Annotated in this window: 18 protein-coding genes; 6 read left to right on the forward strand and 12 right to left on the reverse strand. The window is 69.8% G+C overall.

Going from position 1 to position 18,836, the window contains the following annotated elements; genetic code table 11:
* Positions 1 to 4: 4 nt before the first annotated feature.
* On the reverse strand, positions 5 to 2,167 hold the full coding sequence (locus ACE3T2_RS15990) for a primosomal protein N' (RefSeq protein WP_374659099.1): 2,163 nt from the start codon (positions 2,165 to 2,167) through the stop codon (positions 5 to 7).
* A gap of 78 nt (positions 2,168 to 2,245) precedes the next feature.
* Between ACE3T2_RS15990 and fsa the strand changes: the two genes are divergently transcribed.
* The 3 genes from fsa to ACE3T2_RS16005 are packed head-to-tail and all read left to right on the forward strand — an operon-like array spanning position 2,246 to position 4,510.
* Positions 2,246 to 2,899, forward strand: coding sequence for a fructose-6-phosphate aldolase (fsa, locus tag ACE3T2_RS15995; protein ID WP_374659101.1), 654 nt, complete (start codon positions 2,246 to 2,248; stop codon positions 2,897 to 2,899).
* Between the two features lie 19 nt (positions 2,900 to 2,918).
* Positions 2,919 to 3,596, forward strand: a complete 678-nt coding sequence (locus ACE3T2_RS16000) for a DUF484 family protein (RefSeq protein WP_374659103.1) — start codon at positions 2,919 to 2,921, stop codon at positions 3,594 to 3,596.
* Entirely contained in the window at positions 3,581 to 4,510 is a 930-nt protein-coding gene (locus ACE3T2_RS16005; protein WP_374659105.1) for a tyrosine recombinase XerC, read from the forward strand. The genes ACE3T2_RS16000 and ACE3T2_RS16005 overlap by 16 nt, the downstream gene beginning before the upstream one ends.
* Positions 4,511 to 4,512: 2 nt before the next feature.
* Here ACE3T2_RS16005 and ACE3T2_RS16010 read toward each other — a convergent pair whose 3' ends face one another.
* On the reverse strand, positions 4,513 to 4,893 hold the full coding sequence (locus ACE3T2_RS16010; RefSeq protein WP_374659107.1) for a winged helix-turn-helix transcriptional regulator: 381 nt from the start codon (positions 4,891 to 4,893) through the stop codon (positions 4,513 to 4,515).
* Between the two features lie 82 nt (positions 4,894 to 4,975).
* Between ACE3T2_RS16010 and ACE3T2_RS16015 the strand changes: the two genes are divergently transcribed.
* Positions 4,976 to 5,827 (forward strand): SDR family oxidoreductase, encoded by an 852-nt coding sequence (locus ACE3T2_RS16015; RefSeq protein WP_374659109.1) that lies wholly within the window; start codon positions 4,976 to 4,978, stop codon positions 5,825 to 5,827.
* A gap of 45 nt (positions 5,828 to 5,872) precedes the next feature.
* On the opposite strand, the gene ACE3T2_RS16020 is transcribed toward ACE3T2_RS16015, so the two are convergent.
* From ACE3T2_RS16020 to ACE3T2_RS16055, 8 genes are all read right to left on the reverse strand, one after another.
* Positions 5,873 to 6,148: a hypothetical protein gene (locus ACE3T2_RS16020; RefSeq protein ID WP_374659111.1), complete on the reverse strand. Its 276-nt coding sequence runs from the start codon at positions 6,146 to 6,148 to the stop codon at positions 5,873 to 5,875.
* A gap of 54 nt (positions 6,149 to 6,202) precedes the next feature.
* On the reverse strand, positions 6,203 to 6,643 hold the full coding sequence (locus ACE3T2_RS16025) for an N-acetyltransferase family protein (protein WP_374659113.1): 441 nt from the start codon (positions 6,641 to 6,643) through the stop codon (positions 6,203 to 6,205).
* Entirely contained in the window at positions 6,625 to 8,022 is a 1,398-nt protein-coding gene (lpdA, locus tag ACE3T2_RS16030; protein WP_374659115.1) for a dihydrolipoyl dehydrogenase, read from the reverse strand. The genes ACE3T2_RS16025 and lpdA overlap by 19 nt, the downstream gene beginning before the upstream one ends.
* A gap of 78 nt (positions 8,023 to 8,100) precedes the next feature.
* Positions 8,101 to 9,339, reverse strand: a complete 1,239-nt coding sequence (gene odhB, locus ACE3T2_RS16035) for a 2-oxoglutarate dehydrogenase complex dihydrolipoyllysine-residue succinyltransferase (RefSeq protein WP_374659117.1) — start codon at positions 9,337 to 9,339, stop codon at positions 8,101 to 8,103.
* Positions 9,340 to 9,405: 66 nt separating this feature from the next.
* Positions 9,406 to 12,363, reverse strand: a complete 2,958-nt coding sequence (locus ACE3T2_RS16040) for a 2-oxoglutarate dehydrogenase E1 component (RefSeq protein WP_374659119.1) — start codon at positions 12,361 to 12,363, stop codon at positions 9,406 to 9,408.
* Positions 12,364 to 12,476: 113 nt separating this feature from the next.
* Complete coding sequence (sucD, locus tag ACE3T2_RS16045; protein WP_374659121.1) at positions 12,477 to 13,355, reverse strand: succinate--CoA ligase subunit alpha; 879 nt, start codon at positions 13,353 to 13,355, stop codon at positions 12,477 to 12,479.
* Positions 13,355 to 14,554, reverse strand: coding sequence for an ADP-forming succinate--CoA ligase subunit beta (gene sucC / locus ACE3T2_RS16050; protein ID WP_374659123.1), 1,200 nt, complete (start codon positions 14,552 to 14,554; stop codon positions 13,355 to 13,357). Before sucC ends, sucD begins: the two co-directional genes overlap by 1 nt.
* A 152-nt stretch (positions 14,555 to 14,706) precedes the next feature.
* Positions 14,707 to 15,243 carry a DUF2306 domain-containing protein gene (locus tag ACE3T2_RS16055; protein WP_374659125.1) on the reverse strand — a complete coding sequence of 179 codons (537 nt, stop codon included), beginning with the start codon at positions 15,241 to 15,243 and terminating at the stop codon, positions 14,707 to 14,709.
* Positions 15,244 to 15,330: 87 nt separating this feature from the next.
* Between ACE3T2_RS16055 and ACE3T2_RS16060 the strand changes: the two genes are divergently transcribed.
* Positions 15,331 to 16,113 carry a LytTR family DNA-binding domain-containing protein gene (locus ACE3T2_RS16060; protein WP_374659127.1) on the forward strand — a complete coding sequence of 261 codons (783 nt, stop codon included), beginning with the start codon at positions 15,331 to 15,333 and terminating at the stop codon, positions 16,111 to 16,113.
* A gap of 234 nt (positions 16,114 to 16,347) precedes the next feature.
* Here the strand turns inward: ACE3T2_RS16060 and ACE3T2_RS16065 are convergent, their stop codons facing one another.
* Positions 16,348 to 16,890: a GNAT family N-acetyltransferase gene (locus ACE3T2_RS16065; RefSeq protein ID WP_374659129.1), complete on the reverse strand. Its 543-nt coding sequence runs from the start codon at positions 16,888 to 16,890 to the stop codon at positions 16,348 to 16,350.
* 81 nt (positions 16,891 to 16,971) lie between these two features.
* Here ACE3T2_RS16065 and ACE3T2_RS16070 point away from each other — a divergent pair, with 81 nt between their 5' ends.
* A complete protein-coding gene (locus ACE3T2_RS16070; RefSeq protein ID WP_374659131.1) occupies positions 16,972 to 17,712 on the forward strand; it encodes a lysozyme inhibitor LprI family protein in 741 nt (246 codons plus the stop codon).
* A gap of 67 nt (positions 17,713 to 17,779) precedes the next feature.
* Here the strand turns inward: ACE3T2_RS16070 and ACE3T2_RS16075 are convergent, their stop codons facing one another.
* Entirely contained in the window at positions 17,780 to 18,766 is a 987-nt protein-coding gene (locus tag ACE3T2_RS16075; RefSeq protein WP_374659133.1) for a malate dehydrogenase, read from the reverse strand.
* Between the last annotated feature and the right edge of the window lie 70 nt (positions 18,767 to 18,836).

Here is an 18,836-nt window from a genome sequence, read left to right on the forward strand (position 1 = left end):
GCGGCTACAGGAAACTGTACGGGTCGACGTCGATGGCCACCCGGATCGCGCCGGGCGGGCGCACGCGGGCGCGCCAGGCGGCGAGGAAGGCCGAGAGGTCGACATTGCGGTCGGCGCGCACCAGGAAGCGCTTGCGCCGCCGGCCGCGGACCAGGGCGAGCGGCGCGTCGGCCGGGCCGTAGACCTCGACCCCCTCGGCGTTCGGCGCCACGCGCGCCATCTCCTGGGCGAAGGCCTCCAGCGCCGCGGAGTCGGGGCCGGAGAGGACGATCGCCCCCAGCCGGCCGAACGGCGGCAGCTTCATGATCTCGCGCTCGGCCATCTCGGCCTCGACGAAGGCGTCGCGGTCCTGGGCCTTCAGCGCCTGCATGACCGCATGCTCGGGCGCGTAGGTCTGCAATAGGGCGCGGCCGGGACGTTCGCGCCGGCCGGCGCGGCCCGTGGCCTGGGCCAGGAGCTGGTAGGTCCGTTCCGCCGCGCGCAGGTCGCCGCCGCGCAGGCCGAGGTCGGCGTCGACCACGCCCACCAGGGTCAGCTTGGGGAAGTTGTGGCCCTTGGCCGCCGCCTGGGTCGCGACCAGGATGTCGATCTCGCCCTCCGCCATCGCCTCGACCAGGGCGCGGGCCTGACCGGCGTCCCAGACCGTGTCGGACGAAAAGACGGCGATGCGGGCATCGGGGAACAGCGCTCTCGCCTCCTCCTCCACCCGCTCGACGCCCGGGCCGATCGAGGTCAGGCTGTCCTTGGCGCCGCAGTGCGGACACTTGTCGGGCTTCATCATCGAAAAGCCGGTCAGGTGGCAGACCAGGCGTCCGGTGTAGCGGTGCTCGACCAGCCAGCTGTCGGTGTCGGGCGAGGTCAGCTTCTCGCCGCAGGCCTTGCAAAGCACCAGCGGGGCGTAGCCGCGGCGGTTGAGGAACAGGAGGGTCTGCTCGCCCGCCGCCAGGGTCTGGCCCATGGCCGCGACCAGCGGCGGCGAGAGCCAGCGGCCCGGCTCCGGGGGCGTGGCCTTCAGGTCGATCAGGGTGATGTCCGGCAGCACCGCCCCGCCGTGGCGCGCGGTCAGGCGCAGCCAACGATAGCGGCCCGTCTCGGCGTTGCGCAGGGTCTCCAGCGACGGGGTGGCCGAAGCCAGGATCACCGCCGCGCCCTCGATCTTGCCGCGCATCACCGAGAGGTCGCGGGCCTGGTAGATGAAGCCCTCGTCCTGCTTGTAGGAGCCGTCGTGCTCCTCATCCACGACGATCAGCGACAGCCGGCGGAACGGCAGGAACAGCGAGGAGCGGGCGCCGACCACGATGCGCGCGCGGCCGGCGGCGACCGCGTCCCAGGTCTTGCGCCGCACCGGCGGGGCGATGTCGGAGTGCCATTCGGCAGGTTTGACCCCGAAGCGCTCCACGAACCTGGCGATCACCGCCTGGGTCAGGGCGATCTCGGGCAGCATGACCAGCACCTGGGCCTCAGGATCGCGGGCCAGGGCCGCGGCCACGGCCTCGAGATAGACCTCGGTCTTGCCCGAGCCGGTGACGCCGTCGAGCAGGGCGACGTTGAAGCCGCCCTCGCCGACCATGGCGCCGAGCGCCTGGGCGGCGGCGGCCTGGCTCGGGTTCAGCGGGGCGCCCGAGCGGGAAAGGTCGGGCTCTGGGAAAGCCGCCTTATCCTCGACCAGGCGCAGGGCGAGCGCGCCTTCGTCGACCAGACCCTTGACCACGCCGGCCGAGACCCCGGCGGCGCGGGCGAGGTCGGCCGGCGCCATCGGGCCGGCGGCCGCGGCCTCCAGCACCTTGACGCGGGCGGGCGTCGAGCGGCCCGGCAGGGCGCCGGTCGCCTCCAGCAGCTTCTGCGGCTTGGCCTTGGGGGCGCGGGCGCCGCGGATGGCGATGGCCAGCGGCTGGCCCGGCGCATCGACCGAATAGCGCGCAGCCCACTGGACGAACTCGATGGCGCTCGGCGGCAGCGGCGGGGAGTCGAGCTTGCTGTCGAGGGGCTTCAGCGGCCGGTTGCCGCCGGCCCCCTCGCGCAGGGCCACCACCACGCCGCGCAGCAGCCGCGGCCCCAGCGGGGCGGCGACCTGGTCGCCGACCTGCAGGTCCATGCCCTCCGGCTCGGCGTAGTCGAACGCCTCGGGCAGCGGCATGGGCAGGAGGACGGAGGCGATGCGGCTCATGGCCCTCCCCACATAGGCTGGTCGCGGGGCGGCGCAAACGCTAAACAGCCCCGAATTCCCCGCGCCAGAAGGTCACCCATGCAGCTCTTCCTCGACACCACCGACATCGGCCTGCTCAAGGAGCTCACCGCCACAGGCCTGGTGGACGGGGTGACCACCAACCCGACCCTGATCGCCAAGTCCGGCCGGCCCATGCTGGAGGTCATCGCCGAGATCTGCGATCTGGTCGAAGGCCCGGTCAGCGCCGAGGTGGCCGCCACCGAAGTCGAGGGCATGCTGGCCGAGGGCGCCAAGCTGGCCGCCATCGCCCAGAACGTGGTGGTCAAGCTGCCGCTGACCCGCGCGGGCCTGATCGCGACGGCGGAGTTCGCGGTGCAGGGCATCGCCACCAACGTCACCCTGTGCTTCTCGGCCGCCCAGGCGCTGCTCGCCGCCAAGGCCGGCGCGACCTATATCTCGCCCTTCATCGGGCGCCTGGACGACTACGGCGCCGAGGGCATGGGCCTGATCCAGGAAATCCGCGCCATCTACGACAACTACGGCTTCGACACCGAGATCCTGGCGGCCTCGATCCGCACCCCGGCGCACGTCACCGCGGCGGCCCTGGCCGGCGCCGACTGCGCCACCATTCCGCCCACCGTCTTCGCCGACCTCTTCAAGCACCCGTTAACCGAAAAGGGTCTTGAACAGTTCATGAGCGACTGGGCCAAGACGGGCCAGTCGATCCTGTAAGAAGCTCAGGGGGCGGACCATGGAAGGCGGGGCGAAGACGAAGGACAGTTCTCTCGACCCGCACGCGGTCCGCCGGTTCCTGTCCGACAATCCCGACTTTCTGCGCGCCGACCCGCTGCTGCTGGCCGAGCTGGGCCTGCGCCCGGACGCGGCCAACGTCATCGACTTCGGCCCGGCGGCCCTGGCGCGCGTGCACGAGGCGCACAAGCGAGAGAACGCCGCGCGCAAACACCTTGAAGCCACCGCCCGCGCCAATTTCGCGGCCCAGGCCCAGACCCACGGCGCGGTCGTCGACATGCTCGATTCCCGCAATCATGCCGACCTGGCGCGACGGGTGGACGAGCTGGCCCAGCTGCGCTTCGGCCTGGTGGGCGGCGTCGTTGCGCTGGAAGGCCCCGAACGCACCCCCGCCGGCTGGCGCGCCCTGGTCGAGGGCCAGATCGACATGATCATCGGCCACGACCGCGTCGCCTTGATGGGCTTCGAGCCGGTGGCGCTGGGCCTGTTCGGCGAGCGTGCGCCGCAGGTGCGTTCCACGGCTATGGTCCGCATGGCGATCTGGGAGCCCTCGCGCGAAGGCCTGCTGGCCTTCGGCTCGGCCGACGAGAACGGCTTCACCGAGGACATGGGGGTCGAACTGGTGGCCTTCCTGGCCCGGGTGGTCGAGCGAACGGCGGAGCGATGGCCGGTCCTGTGACCAACGCCCGGGCGGCTCTAGCCCAATGGCTGGAGCACCTGGCCAAGGAGCGGCGCGCCTCGCCGCGCACGGTCGAGGCCTACGCCTTCGCGGGCGGCCGCTATCTGACCTTTCTGGAACAGCATCGCGGCGGGGCCCTGAGCCTGGCCGACATGGGGTCGCTGGCCCCGGCCGAGATCCGCGCCTGGCTGGCTCAGCTTCGCCAGGGCGAGCCGCCGCTGTCGCCACGCTCGATGTCGCAGGCGCTATCGGCGATCCGCACCTTCCACAAGTTCCTGGATCGGCGGCTGGACACCCCCAACGCCGCCATCGCCCTGGTGCGCGGGCCGCGGGTGGTTCCGACCGCGCCGCGCCCGGTCAGCGAGGACCAGGCCCGCGGCCTGATCGCCGAGCCCGCCTTCGATCCCGCCCGCGACGAGTGGGAGGTCAGCCGCGACCAGGCTGTGCTGACCCTGCTCTACGGCTGCGGCTTGCGGATCTCTGAGGCGCTGTCGTTGAAGCGGTCGGATGCGCCGCTGGCCGACACCCTGCGCATCCTGGGCAAGGGCGGCAAGACGCGGCTGGTCCCCGTGCTTCCGGCCGTGCGTGCGGCGGTCGACGCCTATGTGGCCGACCTGCCGTTCGTGCTCGATGCAGGCGAGGCGCTGTTCCGCGCCAAGCGGGGCGGCCCCCTGAGCCCGCGTCATGTGCAGGCGACGGTGCAAGCCTTGCGCAGCCGGCTCGGCCTGCCCGACAGCGCCACGCCCCACGCCCTGCGCCACTCATTCGCCACCCATCTGCTGGGCGCGGGCGCGGACCTCCGCTCGATCCAGGAACTGCTGGGCCACGCCTCGCTGTCGACCACCCAGCGCTATACCGACGTCGACGCCGCCTCGCTGCTTAGCGCCTACGCCAAGGCCCATCCGCACGCGTGACGTCAGCCGGCCTGCCGCAGGTCCGGCAGGCGTGTCTCGATCCAGTCGGTGAGGGATTCGACCAGGCGCGCGGCTTCCTCGCCGAAGGGGGTGAGGCTGTATTCGACGTGCGGAGGCACGACCGGATAGCTGCGGCGCAGGATGAGGCCGTCGCCCTCGAGCTGCTGCAGGGTCTGGGCCAGCATGCGCTCGCTGACCCCGGCCGCCTTCCGCCGCAGTTCGCTGAACCGCAGCGTGCCCGAGCCCAGGGCGATCAGCACCAGCACGCCCCAGGTGCTGGTCACGTGCTTGAGCACCTCGCGCGACGGACAGCGCGGCGCGAACACGTCGCCGCGGTCCATGCGGTCGGCCAGGCGAAGGGGAGCGTCGGCGTCCATCTTCATACTTACCCAAATGTGCGTACTTCCGAAAAGGAAGTTAGGCGCCTAGATGGCCCATCGCAACCCGCAAACTGAGAGGATCGCGATGTACGCCGTCACTGGAGCCACCGGCCAACTGGGCCGCCACGTCCTGGATATCCTGCTGCAATCCATCCCGCCTGGGCAGGTCGTCGCACTGGCGCGGGATCCGGCCAGGCTGTCCGAGTACGCCGCGCGTGGGGTGGCGGTCCGCCCCTTCGACTACGACGCGCCGCAGACCCTGGCGCCCGCGCTTGAGGGCGTGGACCGGCTGCTGCTGATCTCGGCCAACGAGGTCGGCAGGCGCGCGCCGCAGCACCGGGCGGTGATCGAGGCCGCCAAGGCCGCCGGCGTCGGCTTCATCGCCTATACGAGCCTGCTGCGGGCCGATGTCAGCCCGCTGAACCTGACCGCCGAGCATCGCGTCACCGAGGCGGACCTGGCGGCCAGCGGGCTCGCCCACGCGGTGCTGCGCAACGGCTGGTACACCGAGAACTATGTCCAGTCCGCGCCCGCCGCCCTGGCCCACGGCGCCTTGCTGGGCAGCGCCAGGGACGGGGCGATTTCGGGCGCGAGCCGCGAGGATTACGCCGCGGCCGCGGTGGCGGTGCTGACGGCGCAGGCTCCCGAGACGAAGACCTACGAACTGGCCGGCGACGAGGCCTTCACCCTGGCGCAGTTCGCCGACGCGCTGTCGCAGATCGCCGGCAAACCGGTCGTCTATCGCGACCTGCCGCAGGACGAGTACCGTGCGGCGCTGGAGGCGGCCGGGTTGCCGGCTGGCTTCGCCGACCTCTTGGCCGAGAGTGACGCCAAGGCCGCGGGCGGGGCGCTGTTCGACGACAGCCGGGCGCTGAGCGCCTTGATCGGGCGGCCGACCACGCCGTTCCGGGAGACGCTGGCGGCGGCGTTGGCGTAGGCGCCTGATTTCTCCTCCCCCGCTTCGCAGGGGAGGAGAGAAAACTCACCGCGGCCGCGTGAACCGGCCGTCGCCCTCGACCTTTTCGCGGACGACGGTCGGCAGGGCGCAGCCCGCGACCGAGCGCAGGACGGTGAGCTGGAGATCGGCCCTGGGCAGGCTGCCCAGGGTCTGGGCGCCGGAATCTCCGCGCCGGTCCTGGGGCCTCAGCAGCAGGGCGGGGCTGGGGCTGGAGACCTCCAGCACACCTTCCGGCGGGCAGGCCTTCACCGGCGGGTGCGCGGCCAGCATGGCGGACAGCAAAAGGGCGGAAGCAATCATGGCGATCCTCCTGTCGGCCAAACCCTAGGCCCGGTCGATGACAGGTGGAACCCCTCAGCGGCTCATACGCAGCCAGGTATGGGCGGCGCCGGGGTCGCGGCCGACATCGACGATGCGGAAGCCTTCGCGCAGGTAGAAGTCCTGGGCCCGCAGGTTCGGCGACAGGCATTTCAGCGACAGCGGGGCGCCCGCGACCGAGGCGACATGATCGAGCAGCGCCTTGCCGACGCCGGCGCCCCGCGTCTCGACATAGAGGGAATGCAGAAAGGCGCTGGGCCGGTGGAAACCGGCGATCCCCAGCAGGCGATCGCCGTTCCTGGCCAGATAGACCTCTTCGTCCAGCGCGTGGGCGAGGAAGTCGGCGGCGCTGTGCCGCCCGGGCGGGTCCCAGGTGAAGGTCTCGCGCAGGACGCGCTCGTAAAGCGCCGCGCAGGCCGCGATCTCGTCAGCCCGCGCGCGCCTCACCTCGACCATCGTCAGGCCTGCATGGTCCATCCTTCGACGCCCATGGCGGCCTGGCGGCCAGCTTCCGAGCGGGTCGGGTGGGGATGGCAGACGCGGGCGATGTCCTCGCTGGCCGCCTTGAAGGCCATGGCCACGCAGTATTCGCCGATCATCTCGCCGGCCTGCGGGCCGACGATGTGGACGCCCAGGATCTCGTCGGTCTTGGCGTCGGCGAGCACCTTGGCGAAGCCTTCGGTCTCGTGGTTGATCTTGGCGCGGCTGTTGGCGGTGAAGGGGAACTTGCCGACCTTGTAGGCGACGCCCTTCTCCTTCAGCTGCTCCTCGGTCTGACCGACCCAGGCCACTTCGGGGTACGTGTAGACCACGCTGGGGACCAGGTTGTAGTCCACGTGACCGTACTTGCCGGCGATGGTCTCGATGCAGGCGACCGAGTCCTCCTCGGCCTTGTGGGCCAGCATCGGGCCATGGATGGCGTCGCCGATGGCCCAGACGCCCGGGGCCGAGGTCTTGAAGTGGTCGGTTTCGATGAAGCCGCGCTTGTCAGGAACGATCCCGACGCTCTCCAGGCCCAGGCCCTCGGTGTAGGGACGGCGGCCGATGGCGACCAGGACGTAGTCGGCTTCCAGGGTCTCGGCCGCGCCGCCGGCGACCGGCTCGACGGTCAGCGAGACGCCCGTCTTCGAGGCGGTCGCGCCGGTGACCTTGGCGCCCAGCTTGAACTCCACGCCCTGCTTGGTCAGCGAGCGCTGGAAGGTCTTGGCGGTCTCGGCGTCCATGCCGGGGGTGATGCGGTCGAGGAACTCGACCACCGTCACCTTGGCGCCCAGGCGGCGCCACACCGAGCCCAGCTCCAGGCCGATAATGCCGGCGCCGATGACGATCAGACTCTTCGGCACTTCCGGCAGCGACAGGGCGCCGGTGGAGTCGACGATGCGCCCCTGGTCGATCGTGACGCCCGGCAGGGGGGTCGGCTCCGAGCCGGTGGCGATGACGATGTCCTTGGCCTCGAGCGTGGTGACCGAGCCGTCCTCGGCGGTCACTTCCACCTTGCCGGGGCCCGCGATCCGACCCGCCCCTTTGACCCAATCCACCTTGTTCTTCTTGAACAGGAACTCGATGCCCTTGGTAAGGGCGCTCACCGACTCGGCCTTCTGCTTCATCATCTGCACGAGGTTCAGCTTGGGCTTCACCTCGATGCCGAGGGTGGCGAATTCGCCGCCGGCCGCTTCGTACAGCTCCGAGGCGTGCAGCAGCGCCTTGGACGGCATGCAGCCGACGTTCAGGCAGGTGCCGCCCAGGGTTCCGCGCTTTTCGACCACCGCCGCCTTCAGGCCCAGCTGGCCCGCGCGGATGCCGGCGTTGTAGCCGCCGGGGCCGCCGCCGATGATGATGACGTCGTATTGAGCCATTGCTCTTCCAGTCCTTAGCAAAACGGCGAGGCGCAAAGCCCCGCCGTCATGAAACACGTTCGCCGGGTGGGGCGGAGCTTAGACGTCCAGCAGCAGGCGCTGCGGGTCCTCGATGGCTTCCTTGACCTTCACCAGGAAGGTCACCGCGCCCTGGCCGTCGACGATGCGGTGATCGTAGCTGAGCGCCAGGTACATCATCGGGCGGATCACCACCTGGCCGTTCACGGCCATCGGGCGTTCCTGGATCTTGTGCATGCCGAGGATGCCCGACTGCGGCGCGTTGAGGATCGGCGTCGACATCAGCGAGCCGTAGACCCCGCCGTTCGAGATGGTGAAGGTGCCGCCCTGCAGGTCTTCCAGGGCCAGGGCCCCGTCGCGCGCCTTCTTGCCGAGGGCGCCGATGCCCTTTTCGATGCCGGCCAGCGACAGCTCGTCGGCGTCGCGCAGCACCGGAACCACAAGGCCCTTGTCGGTGCCGACGGCGACGCCGATGTCGTAGTGGTTCTTGTAGATGATGTCCGTGCCGTCGATCTCGGCGTTGACGTCGGGCACGTGCTTCAGGCCGTGGATCACCGCCTTCACGAAGAAGCTCATGAAGCCGAGCTTCACGCCATGGCTCTTCTCGAACCCGTCCTTGTACTGGTTGCGCAGGGCCATGACCGCGCTCATGTCGACCTCGTTGAAGGTCGTGAGCATGGCCGCGGCGTTCTGGGCTTCCTTCAGGCGGCGCGCGATGGTCTGGCGCAGGCGGGTCATGCGGACCCGCTCCTCGCGCTCGTGGATCTCACGCGGGGCGGCGGGCGCGGCCGGGGCGGCGGCCGGCGCGGCGGCGCGGGCTTCCAGCGCGGCCAGGGCGTCGCCCTTGGTCACGCGGCCGCCCTTGCCGGAACCGGCGATCGCACCGGCGTCGAGGTTGTTCTCGGCGACGATGCGCTGGGCCGAGGGGGCCAGCGGCGCGGCGGCGGCCGGAGCCGCAGCGGCGGGCGCAGGCGCCGGAGCCGGCGCGGGAGCCGGCGCGGGAGCCGGCTTGGTGGCCTCGGCCTTGGGGGCCGGAGCGGCGGCGGGCGCGGCCGAGGCCACGGCGCCTTCGGCCAGGCGGCCCAGCACCGCGCCGGGCTCGACCGTCGTGCCCTCTTCGGCGGCGATGTATTCGAGCACGCCGTCGGCCGGGGCGGCGACTTCCAGGCTCACCTTGTCGGTTTCGAGCTCGACGAGGATCTCGTCCTTCCGAACGGCTTCGCCGGCCTTCTTGGTCCAGCGCGCCACCGTCGCTTCGGTGACGGACTCGCCCAGCGCGGGCGTCATGATGTCGGCCATAGGAAGTACCTGTCTCTCTTCGCTCTGTTCTTTTCGTTCGTTCTTTGTAGTTCGGTTTCGCGTCGCCTAAGCGAAGGCTTCCGCGAGGAAGTTCTGCAGCTCTTTCATATGCCGGCTCATCAGGCCCGCGGCGGTCGAGGCCGAGGCCGGGCGACCCACGTAGCGGGCGCGCTTGGCCTTCACCTTCAGCCGCTCCAGGGTGAGCTCCAGCCACGGGTCGACGAACGTCCAGCCGCCCATGTTCTTCGGCTCTTCCTGGCACCAGACCAGTTCGGCGTTCGGGAAGCGGCTCAGTTCGGTCGACAGCGACTTCACCGGCCACGGATAGAACTGCTCCAGGCGCATAATATAGACGTCGTCCACGCCCTTTTCCTCACGCGCGTCGAGCAGGTCGTAATAGACCTTGCCCGAGCAGAGGACGACGCGGCGGATCTTGTCCGGCTCGACCAGCTTGACCGCCGTGTTGTTGGTCCCGCGCTCGGCGTCGTCGTGCAGCACGCGGTGGAACGACGAACCCTCGGCCAGGTCGGCCAGGGTCGAGGTCGCCTTCTTGTGACGCAGCAGCGACTTCGGCGTCATGACGATCAGCGGCTTGCGGAACTCGCGGCGCATCTGACGGCGCAGGACGTGGAAGTAGTTGGCCGGGGTCGAGCAGTTGACCACCTGCATGTTGTCTTCGGCGCAGAGCTGGAGGTAGCGCTCCAGGCGGGCGGAGGAGTGCTCCGGCCCCTGGCCCTCGTAGCCGTGCGGCAGCAGCATGACTAGGCCGCTCATCCGCAGCCACTTGCGCTCGCCCGACGAGATGAACTGGTCCACGACCACCTGGGCGCCGTTGGCGAAGTCGCCGAACTGGGCTTCCCACAGGGTCAGGGTCTTGGGGTCGGCCAGCGAGAAGCCGTACTCGAAGCCCAGCACCGCCTCTTCCGACAGGGCCGAGTCGATGACCTCGAAGTGAGCCTGGCCCGGGCGCAGGTGCGCCAGCGGGGTGTAGTGCTCCTCGGTGGTCTGGTCGATCAGGTCGCAGTGACGCTGGACGAAGGTGCCGCGCACGCTGTCCTGGCCGGACAGGCGCACCGGGAAGCCCTCGTCGAGCAGGCTGGCGAAGGCCAAGTGCTCGCCGGTCGCCCAGTCGATGCCCGAACCCGCGTCGATGGCCGCGCGGCGGTTCTCGATCACGCGGCGGACGGTCTTGTGGACGTCCAGGCGCTCGGGGATGGCGGTGATCTTCTGGCCAAGGTCGATCAGCTTGCTCAGCGGCACGCTGGTGTCGCCGCGACGGTCGTCGCCTTCCGGCAGGGCCAGGCCCGCCCAGGCGCCGTCCAGCCAATCGGCCTTGTTGGCCTTGTAGCCCTTGCCGGCCTCGAACTCCTTGTCGAGGAAGTCCTCAAACTCCTTCACCCAGCCGGCGATGTCGCCCTCGGTCGCCACGCCCTCGGCGATCAGCTGGCGGGAATAGAGCTCACGGGTCGACGGATGGTCCTTGATCTTGGCGTACATCAACGGCGAGGTCATCGTCGGGTCGTCGCCCTCGTTGTGACCGAATCGCCGGTAGCAGAACATGTCGATGACCACGTCCTTGCCGAACTGCTGGCGGAACTCGGTGGCCACCTTAGCGACGTAGGTCACCGCCTCGGGGTCGTCGCCGTTCACGTGGAAGATCGGCGCCTCGACCATCAGCGCCACGTCCGACGGATAGGGCGAGGAGCGGCTGTATTGCGGCGCCGTCGTGAACCCGATCTGGTTGTTGACGATGAAGTGGATGGTCCCGCCGGTGCGGTAGCCCTTGGTGCCGGAGATCGCGAAGCACTCGGCCACCACGCCCTGGCCGGCGAAGGCCGCATCGCCGTGCAGCAGCAGCGGCAGGACATGGCCGCGGCCGGAATCCGGCGCATCGCGCAGCGTGCCCGCCTGCTTGGCGCGCGCCTTGCCCAGCACGACCGGATTGACGATCTCGAGGTGCGAGGGGTTGGCGGTCAGCGACAGGTGGACGCTGTTGCCGTCGAACGCGCGGTCCGACGAGGCGCCCATGTGATACTTCACGTCGCCCGAGCCCTCGATGTCGGAGGGCACCGACGAGCCGCCTTGGAACTCGTGGAAGATCACATGATACGGCTTGGCCATCACCGCGGCCAGGACGTTCAGGCGACCGCGGTGCGGCATGCCCAGGACGATGTCGCGCACGCCGAGCGCGCCGCCGCGCTTGATGATCTGCTCCATGGCCGGGACCATGGCTTCGCCGCCGTCGAGGCCGAAGCGCTTGGTGCCGGGATAGCGCTTGTGAAGGAAGCGCTCGAAGCCCTCGGCCTCGATCAGCTTCTTCAGGATGGCGATCTTGCCTTCCTTGGTGAACTGGATCTCCTTGTCGCGGCCCTCGATGCGCTCCTGCAGCCAGGCCTTCTGGGCCGGATCGGAGATGTGCATGTACTGGACGCCGATGTCGCCGCAGTAGGTGCGCTTCAGGATCGCCAGGATCTCGCGGATGGTGCCGGTCTCGAGGCCCAGCACGTAGTCGAGGAAGATCGGACGGTCGAAGTCGGCCTCGGTGAAGCCGTAGGTGGCCGGATCGAGCTCGGAGGCGTCGCCTTCGGGAACCGCCACGCCCAGCGGATCGAGGTTGGCGCGCAGGTGGCCGCGCATCCGGTAGGCGCGGATCATCATGATGGCGCGCAGGGAGTCGAGGGTCGCGGCGCGGACGGATTCGGCGCTGGCCCCGGGGGCGGCGCGTTCGGCGACCTTGGCGCCGACCTTCGCCTCGACCGCCGGCCAGAGGCCGTCGATGGCCGAGAGCCAGTCGGGACGGGCGGCGGGCGCGCCCGGCTTGGTCCAGGAGCGCTTGCCGGCGGCGGCCTTAACTTCCTCGGCGCGGTCGTTCAGCGATCCGAAGAAGGCCTGCCAGGAGGCGTCGACCGAGGCCGGGTTCGCCGCCCATTTCGCGTAGAGGTCCTCCACGAACGCGGCGTTGCCGCCGTAGAGGAAGGAGGTCTCCGCGAGCACCTCGTTGATCAGACTGCCGTCGTCCGCCATTTGGTCCGTTTCCCGGCGCGTCCGGGCGCGGACTTCAGAATGAAGGAGCCGAGCGCGGACCGCCCATACTACTTAGGTTGTCGCCGGACGCTTTTTAGCGCCCGGCCGAAAGATCAGGCGCCTTTCAGCACCTGCACAAGGGTTTCGCCCAGCTTCGCCGGCGAGGGAGAGACGCGGATGCCCGCGGCTTCCATGGCCGCGATCTTGTCTTCCGCCCCGCCCTTGCCGCCGGAGATGATGGCGCCCGCATGGCCCATGCGGCGGCCCGGAGGCGCCGTACGGCCCGCGATGAAGCCGACCATAGGCTTCTTGATCGGCGAATTTTTGATGAACTCGGCCGCATCTTCCTCGGCCGAACCGCCGATTTCGCCGATCATGATGATCGACTCGGTCTCGGGATCCTTGAGGAACATATCGAGGATGTCGATGAACTCGGTGCCCTTGACCGGGTCGCCGCCGATGCCGACCGCGGTGGTCTGGCCCAGCCCGACCTGCGAGGTCTGGAACACCGCCTCGTAGGTCAGGGTGCCCGAGCGCGAGACCACGCCCACCGAACCCTTGCGGAAGATGTTGCCCGGCATGATGCCGATCTTGCAGGCTTCCGGCGTCAGGACGCCGGGGCAGTTCGGGCCGATCAGGCGCGACTTCGAACCCGACAGGGCGCGCTTGACCTTGATCATGTCAGCCACCGGGATGCCCTCGGTGATGCAGATGATCAGCGGGATCTCGGCGTCGATGGCCTCCAGGATCGAGTCGGCCGCGAAGGGCGGCGGGACGTAGATCACGGTGGCGTCGGCGCCGGTCGCCTTGACCGCGCCCTGGACGGTGTCGAACACCGGCAGGCCGATATGGGTCTGACCGCCTTTGCCGGGAGTCACGCCGCCGACCATCTTGGTGCCGTAGGCGATGGCCTGCTCGGTGTGGAACGTGCCCTGGGCGCCGGTGATGCCCTGGCAGATGACGCGGGTTTCTTTGCCGATGAGAATGGACATTAGGCGGCTTCCCGAACGGCCTTGACGATCTTTTCGGCGCCGTCCGACAGATCGTCGGCGGAAACCACGTTGAGGCCGCTCTCGGCGATGATCTTCTTGCCGAGCTCGACGTTGGTGCCTTCCAGGCGCACCACCAGCGGAACCTTCAGCCCGACTTCCTTGACCGCTTCCACCACGCCCTCGGCGATGATGTCGCAGCGCATGATGCCGCCGAAGATGTTGACCAGGATGCCCTTCACCGCGGGATCGGCGGTGATGATCTTGAAGGCCGCGGTGACCTTCTCCTTCGAGGCGCCGCCGCCGACGTCCAGGAAGTTGGCCGGTTCGGCGCCGTAGAGCTTGATGATGTCCATGGTCGCCATGGCCAGGCCCGCGCCGTTGACCATGCAGCCGATCTCGCCGTCGAGGGCGATGTACGACAGGTCGTACTTCGAGGCCTCGATCTCCTTGGGGTCTTCCTCGCTCTCGTCGCGCAGGGCGACGATGTCGGGATGACGGAAAAGGGCGTTCGAGTCGAAGCTGACCTTGGCGTCCAGGACGCGAAGGTGGTCGTCGCCGGTGACGATCAGCGGGTTGATCTCCAGCATGCTCATGTCCTTGGCGAGGAACGCCGTATAGAGCTGCGAGAGCAGGGTCGCCGCTTCCTTGGCCAGGCCGCCGGTCAGGCCGAGGGCCGCCGCCAGCTTGCGCGCGTGGTGCGGGAAGACGCCGGTCGCCGGGTCGATGGAGAAGGTGACGATCTTCTCCGGGGTCGAGTGGGCGACCTCTTCGATGTCCATGCCGCCTTCGGTGGAGGCCACGACCGAGACCCAGCTCGTTTCGCGGTCGACCAGCAGCGACAGGTAGAATTCCTTGGCGATCGCGGCGCCTTCCTCGATGTAGAGGCGGTTCACCTGCTTGCCCTTGGGGCCGGTCTGGTGGGTCACCAGCACGCGGCCGAGCATCTCCTCGGCGTTGGCCTTGACCTCGTCGACCGACTTGACGACGCGGACGCCGCCCTTGGCGTCGGGGCCGAGCCCCTCGAAGCGGCCCTTGCCGCGTCCGCCGGCGTGGATCTGGGACTTCACGACGAAGACCGGACCACCGAGGTCCTGGGCGGCCTTGACCGCTTCGTCGACGGAGAAGGCGGCATAGCCGCGCGGGACCGCCACGCCGAACTCGGAGAGGACGGACTTGGCTTGATGCTCGTGGATGTTCATGAGGCCGCGGAACGCGTGATGGGGAAGCCCGTCGGGTCCGACGGACGGGCCGGGTTATAGGCGCCGCGTCACGGCGTGGCAACCGCGCCACGCCAAGAAAACATTGTAATTTTGGTTCACGCCGCGGCGCCGGCTCCAGATGCGGCGCCTGCTCAGCCCAGCAGCATCAGCCAGAGCGCGCGCCCGGGAATGAAGGCGATCAGCAGGTTCACAGCAAAGCCGCCGTAGAACAGGCCCATCATATTGCGCCGATGCCTGACGATCTCGCCCCGCTTCGCGGCGAGGACCGCCAGCGGCAGGACGATCAACGTCCAGCCGGTGAAGAGATGCAGCAGCGACCACTTGCCGTGGTTCAGGGAGGCGATGAAGAGCGTCGAGCCGGCGGTGACGCCGACCAGAGCCACCCAGGTCCAGCCTGCCGCCCGGTGAAAGCGGCGGCCCTTGCGCGCGGCCATCAGCACGGCCCCCAGGACCAGGGCCGCGAGCGCGGCCAGCAGATGGATCTTGATCGCCGGGCTCAGCATCGCGAACACCGCCAGGTCGGGCGCGTGAGGCCGGGCCTGGCCGGCGGCGCGCAGCACCGCCTGCCCGATCGGCGCCAGGGCGAGCGCGACGATCGCCGGGACCGCGGCCAGCGGGAGCAACAGGCGCAGCCGCGTGCGGGCGGCCGTTTGCGATTGAGGCGACATCCTTTATCTCCGGCAGGAACAGACGGCGGCGTTCCTGGAGACGGGCGGATCGATGCGCAAAGGCGGATGCGCGAGATGACGCGGGGAATGCGCCAGACGGACGGCGACGCCGTTCGCGCTTCGCCAACGGCGAAGCTCACCTGGGCCTCGGCGCGGCGCACCCTGCTGATCGCGGGCCTGGTCGGGGTGTTCCTGAGCTTCGTCGGCGCCTTCGGCAGCGGCGGCATGCCTTTCCTGCCGCGCACCCTGTTCATGGTCGCCATCGCCTGGATCGGCGCCGGCCTGGGCATGATCGCCTTCCGCACCGTCGGGCGGCTGGGATGGGGCGGCGGGCGGCGCCTGGTCCAGGCCGCCATCGCCGCGGCCCTGATGACTCCGCCGATGACGCTGGTGGTCTGGGGCTCGACCCAGTTCGTCCCGCATGGTGCGGCGGCCCTGGCGCAACTGCCCGGCTATCTGGGCGTCACGTTCGTGATGTGCCAGAGCATGACGCTGTTCGCGGTGTTCATGAGCCTGCGCGCCGAGCCGCCTGCGCCGGCGGCGGCCAGCCCCGCGCCGCCCCGGTTCCTGGAGCGGTTGCCGCTGAAGCTGCGCGGGGGCGAACTGTGGGCGGTGGAGTCCGAGGATCATTACCTGCGCCTGCACACCTCGAAGGGCCAGGACCTGATCCTGCTGCGGCTGGCCGACGCAGTGGCCGAGCTGGACGGGATCGAGGGCATGCAGGTGCACCGCTCGTGGTGGGTGGCCCGGGGAGCCATCGAGGACGCCCGGCGCGGCGACGGCCGCGCCACCCTGACCCTGAAGGACGGCTCCGAGGTCCCGGTCAGCCGCACCTATGCGAAGGCGCTGCGGGAGAAGGGGTGGATTTGAGGGCTCCTAAATCCTCCCCTCTTGGGGGGCGTCGCACATACTCACAGTGTCATCCCGGTTTGCGCAGCAAGACCGGGACCTATGAACACCGGATGGATCAGAGTGCGGCTCAGCCGCGTCCCATTCGCCACGATCAGGCGGCAATGGGTCCCGGTCTTCGGCTACAGCCGAAACCGGGATGACACCCAGTTAGGCGACGTGGCCATATGCGCCAGCTCCCCAGAAGGGGAGCATCTAATGGTCCTGCCGCCGAGCCTTCCACTGCTCGCGGGTCTGGCCCCAGACGTCGACGCTTTCGCTGATCGGCGGCGGCAGCAGGGCGTGGCGAAGGACTTTCGAGCCGAGTTTGCGGGCGACGCCCTGGGAATTGACGTTGCCGGGGTCGATGCAGTGGATCACCTCGGTCCAGCCCAGGTGGTCGAAGGCCCAGTCGATCGCCGCGGCCGCGCCCTCGGGCGCATAGCCCTTGCCCCAGAATTCGCGCGCGATCCCCCAGCCGACCTCCGTGCCCGGCCAGCCCTCGGGGCGCCAGGGGCCGAGCCGGCCGACCCAGCGGCCGCTCTCCTTCTCGATCACCGAGAACATGCTGTAACCGCGCACGATCCAGGCGCCGGCCATGGTGCACATCATCCGCCACGAGGCCTCGGGCGGCTGAGGGCCGCCGAGGAACCGGGCGGCCTCCTCGTCGGCGGCGAAGGCGGCCCAGGGCTCGAAGTCCTCGCCGCTGATGGGGCGCAGGATCAGGCGGGCGGTCTCGAGGGTCGGTCCGATGCTCATGGCGGCGACTATCGGCTGCTTTGCGGCCGTCGGCCAAGCGCAGTTCAGCCGCCGTTCAGGCGTCGGGCCTAGGGTCGCGCCATGAGCTTCGAGCCCGAACCGCCGCTGACCATGGGGGATCCCTATCGCACCCCGCCGCCGCCTCCCGGCAAGCGGCCGGGCGGGCGCGGGCCGCTGCTGTTCGGCGCCGCGGTGCTGGTCGCCCTGGGCGTCGGCGCGGCGGTGATGGCCCGGGGCCAGCTCTTTGGCGCCGGCGCCGCGTCAAGCGATGCGCGCAAGATGGACATCGTCATGGGCGAGCGGCCGCCCGAGCCGAAGCTGCCGCCGGTCGGCGAGAAGCTGGAGACCTTGTCGCCCGAGACCGTCGCCCGCGCCGAACTGCCGCCCGCCCAGGCCGCGCCGCCGCCCGAACCATTGGCCGGCGAACCGCCCTTGCCTCCGCAAGCGCCTGAGGCCCCGCAGCCCCCCGAGCCGCCCTGGCCGCAGGCGCCGCGCCGTGCGCCGCGTCCGCCGGAACCGCCGCCGGCGCCGGTGGCGCGCGAGCCGACGCCCTTCGTGGTGGTCGGCGTCGACTGCGCCGACACCCGCTCGCTGGCCGACGAGATGACCTGTTCCGACCCCGCCCTGACCGCGGCCGACCGCCAGATGGTCCGCGCCTTCCGCCGCGCGGTTCGCGCCGGCGCGCCCTACGGCCAATTGCGGGCCGAGCAGAACGACTGGATGGCGATGCGCGAGGACGCGGCCCTGCGCTCGCCGCGGGCCCTGGCGCGGCTCTACGACCAGCGCATCGACGACCTCAACGCCATCGCCGACGGCCGCTGAGGCGCGCGCACGAAAAAGGCCGGCGCCGCGGGTGCGGGCCGGCCCTTTGCGCGGATGGCGCAGGCTCTTAGCCCAGCATGTCCTTGACGGTGTCGCGTTCGCCGACGAGCTCGTCGTTGGTGATCGCGATCTTCGACTTGGCGAAGTCGTCCATCTCGTACGAGGTGATGACCTCGTAGCCGGTGGCGGTGGTCTTCACCGGCATGCCGGCCCAGACGCCTTCGGCGAAGCCGTAGCGGCCCTCGCTGTTCACGGCCACCGAGTGGATCGCGCCCGGGGTGGTCAGGTCGCGGACGTGGTCGATCAGGGCGTTGGCGGCCGAAGCGGCCGACGACAGGCCGCGGGCCTCGATGATGGCCGCGCCACGCTTGCCGACGGCCGGCAGGTAGTCGTTCTTCAGCCAGGCTTCGTCGCCGATGACGTCGGCGGCCGGCTTGCCGCCGATCTTGGCGTGAGTGAAGTCGGCGAACATGGTCGGGCTGTGGTTGCCGTAGATGAACAGCTCGCTGACGTCGTTGATCGAGACGCCCGCCTTCTTGGCGAGCTGGGCGCGGCCGCGGTTCTCGTCCAGACGCACCATGGCGGTGAAGCGGTCGGCGGTCAGGCGCTTGGCCTGGGCCGCGGCGATCATCACGTTGGTGTTGCAGGGGTTGCCGACCACGGCGACGCGGGCGTCGTCAGCGGCCACGGCGTCGATGGCCTTGCCCTGGGCGATGAAGATCTTGCCGTTGTCCTTCAGCAGGTCGGCGCGTTCCATGCCCGGGCCGCGCGGCTTGGAGCCGACCAGCAGGTTCCAGTTCGCGTCCTTGAAGGCGATGTTGGCGTCGTCGGTCAGGACCATGTCTTGCAGCAGCGGGAAGGCGCAGTCTTCCAGCTCCATGGCCACGCCCTTCAGCGCCTTCTGCGCGCCTTCGGTCGGGATTTCGAGCAGTTGCAGGATGACCGGCTGGTCCTTGCCCAGCATCTCGCCCGAGGCGATGCGGAAGAGAAGGGCGTAACCGATATTGCCGGCGGCGCCGGTGACAGCGACGCGGATCGGCTTCTTCGTGGTCATGGAACTGTCCCGTGGTTGCAGTGCGAAATTCGCGGGCGGTCTAGACCCGACAAGGGCTTGCGGCAAGCGC

The organism is Phenylobacterium sp., from assembly GCF_041919955.1.
GTDB lineage: Bacteria > Pseudomonadota > Alphaproteobacteria > Caulobacterales > Caulobacteraceae > Phenylobacterium.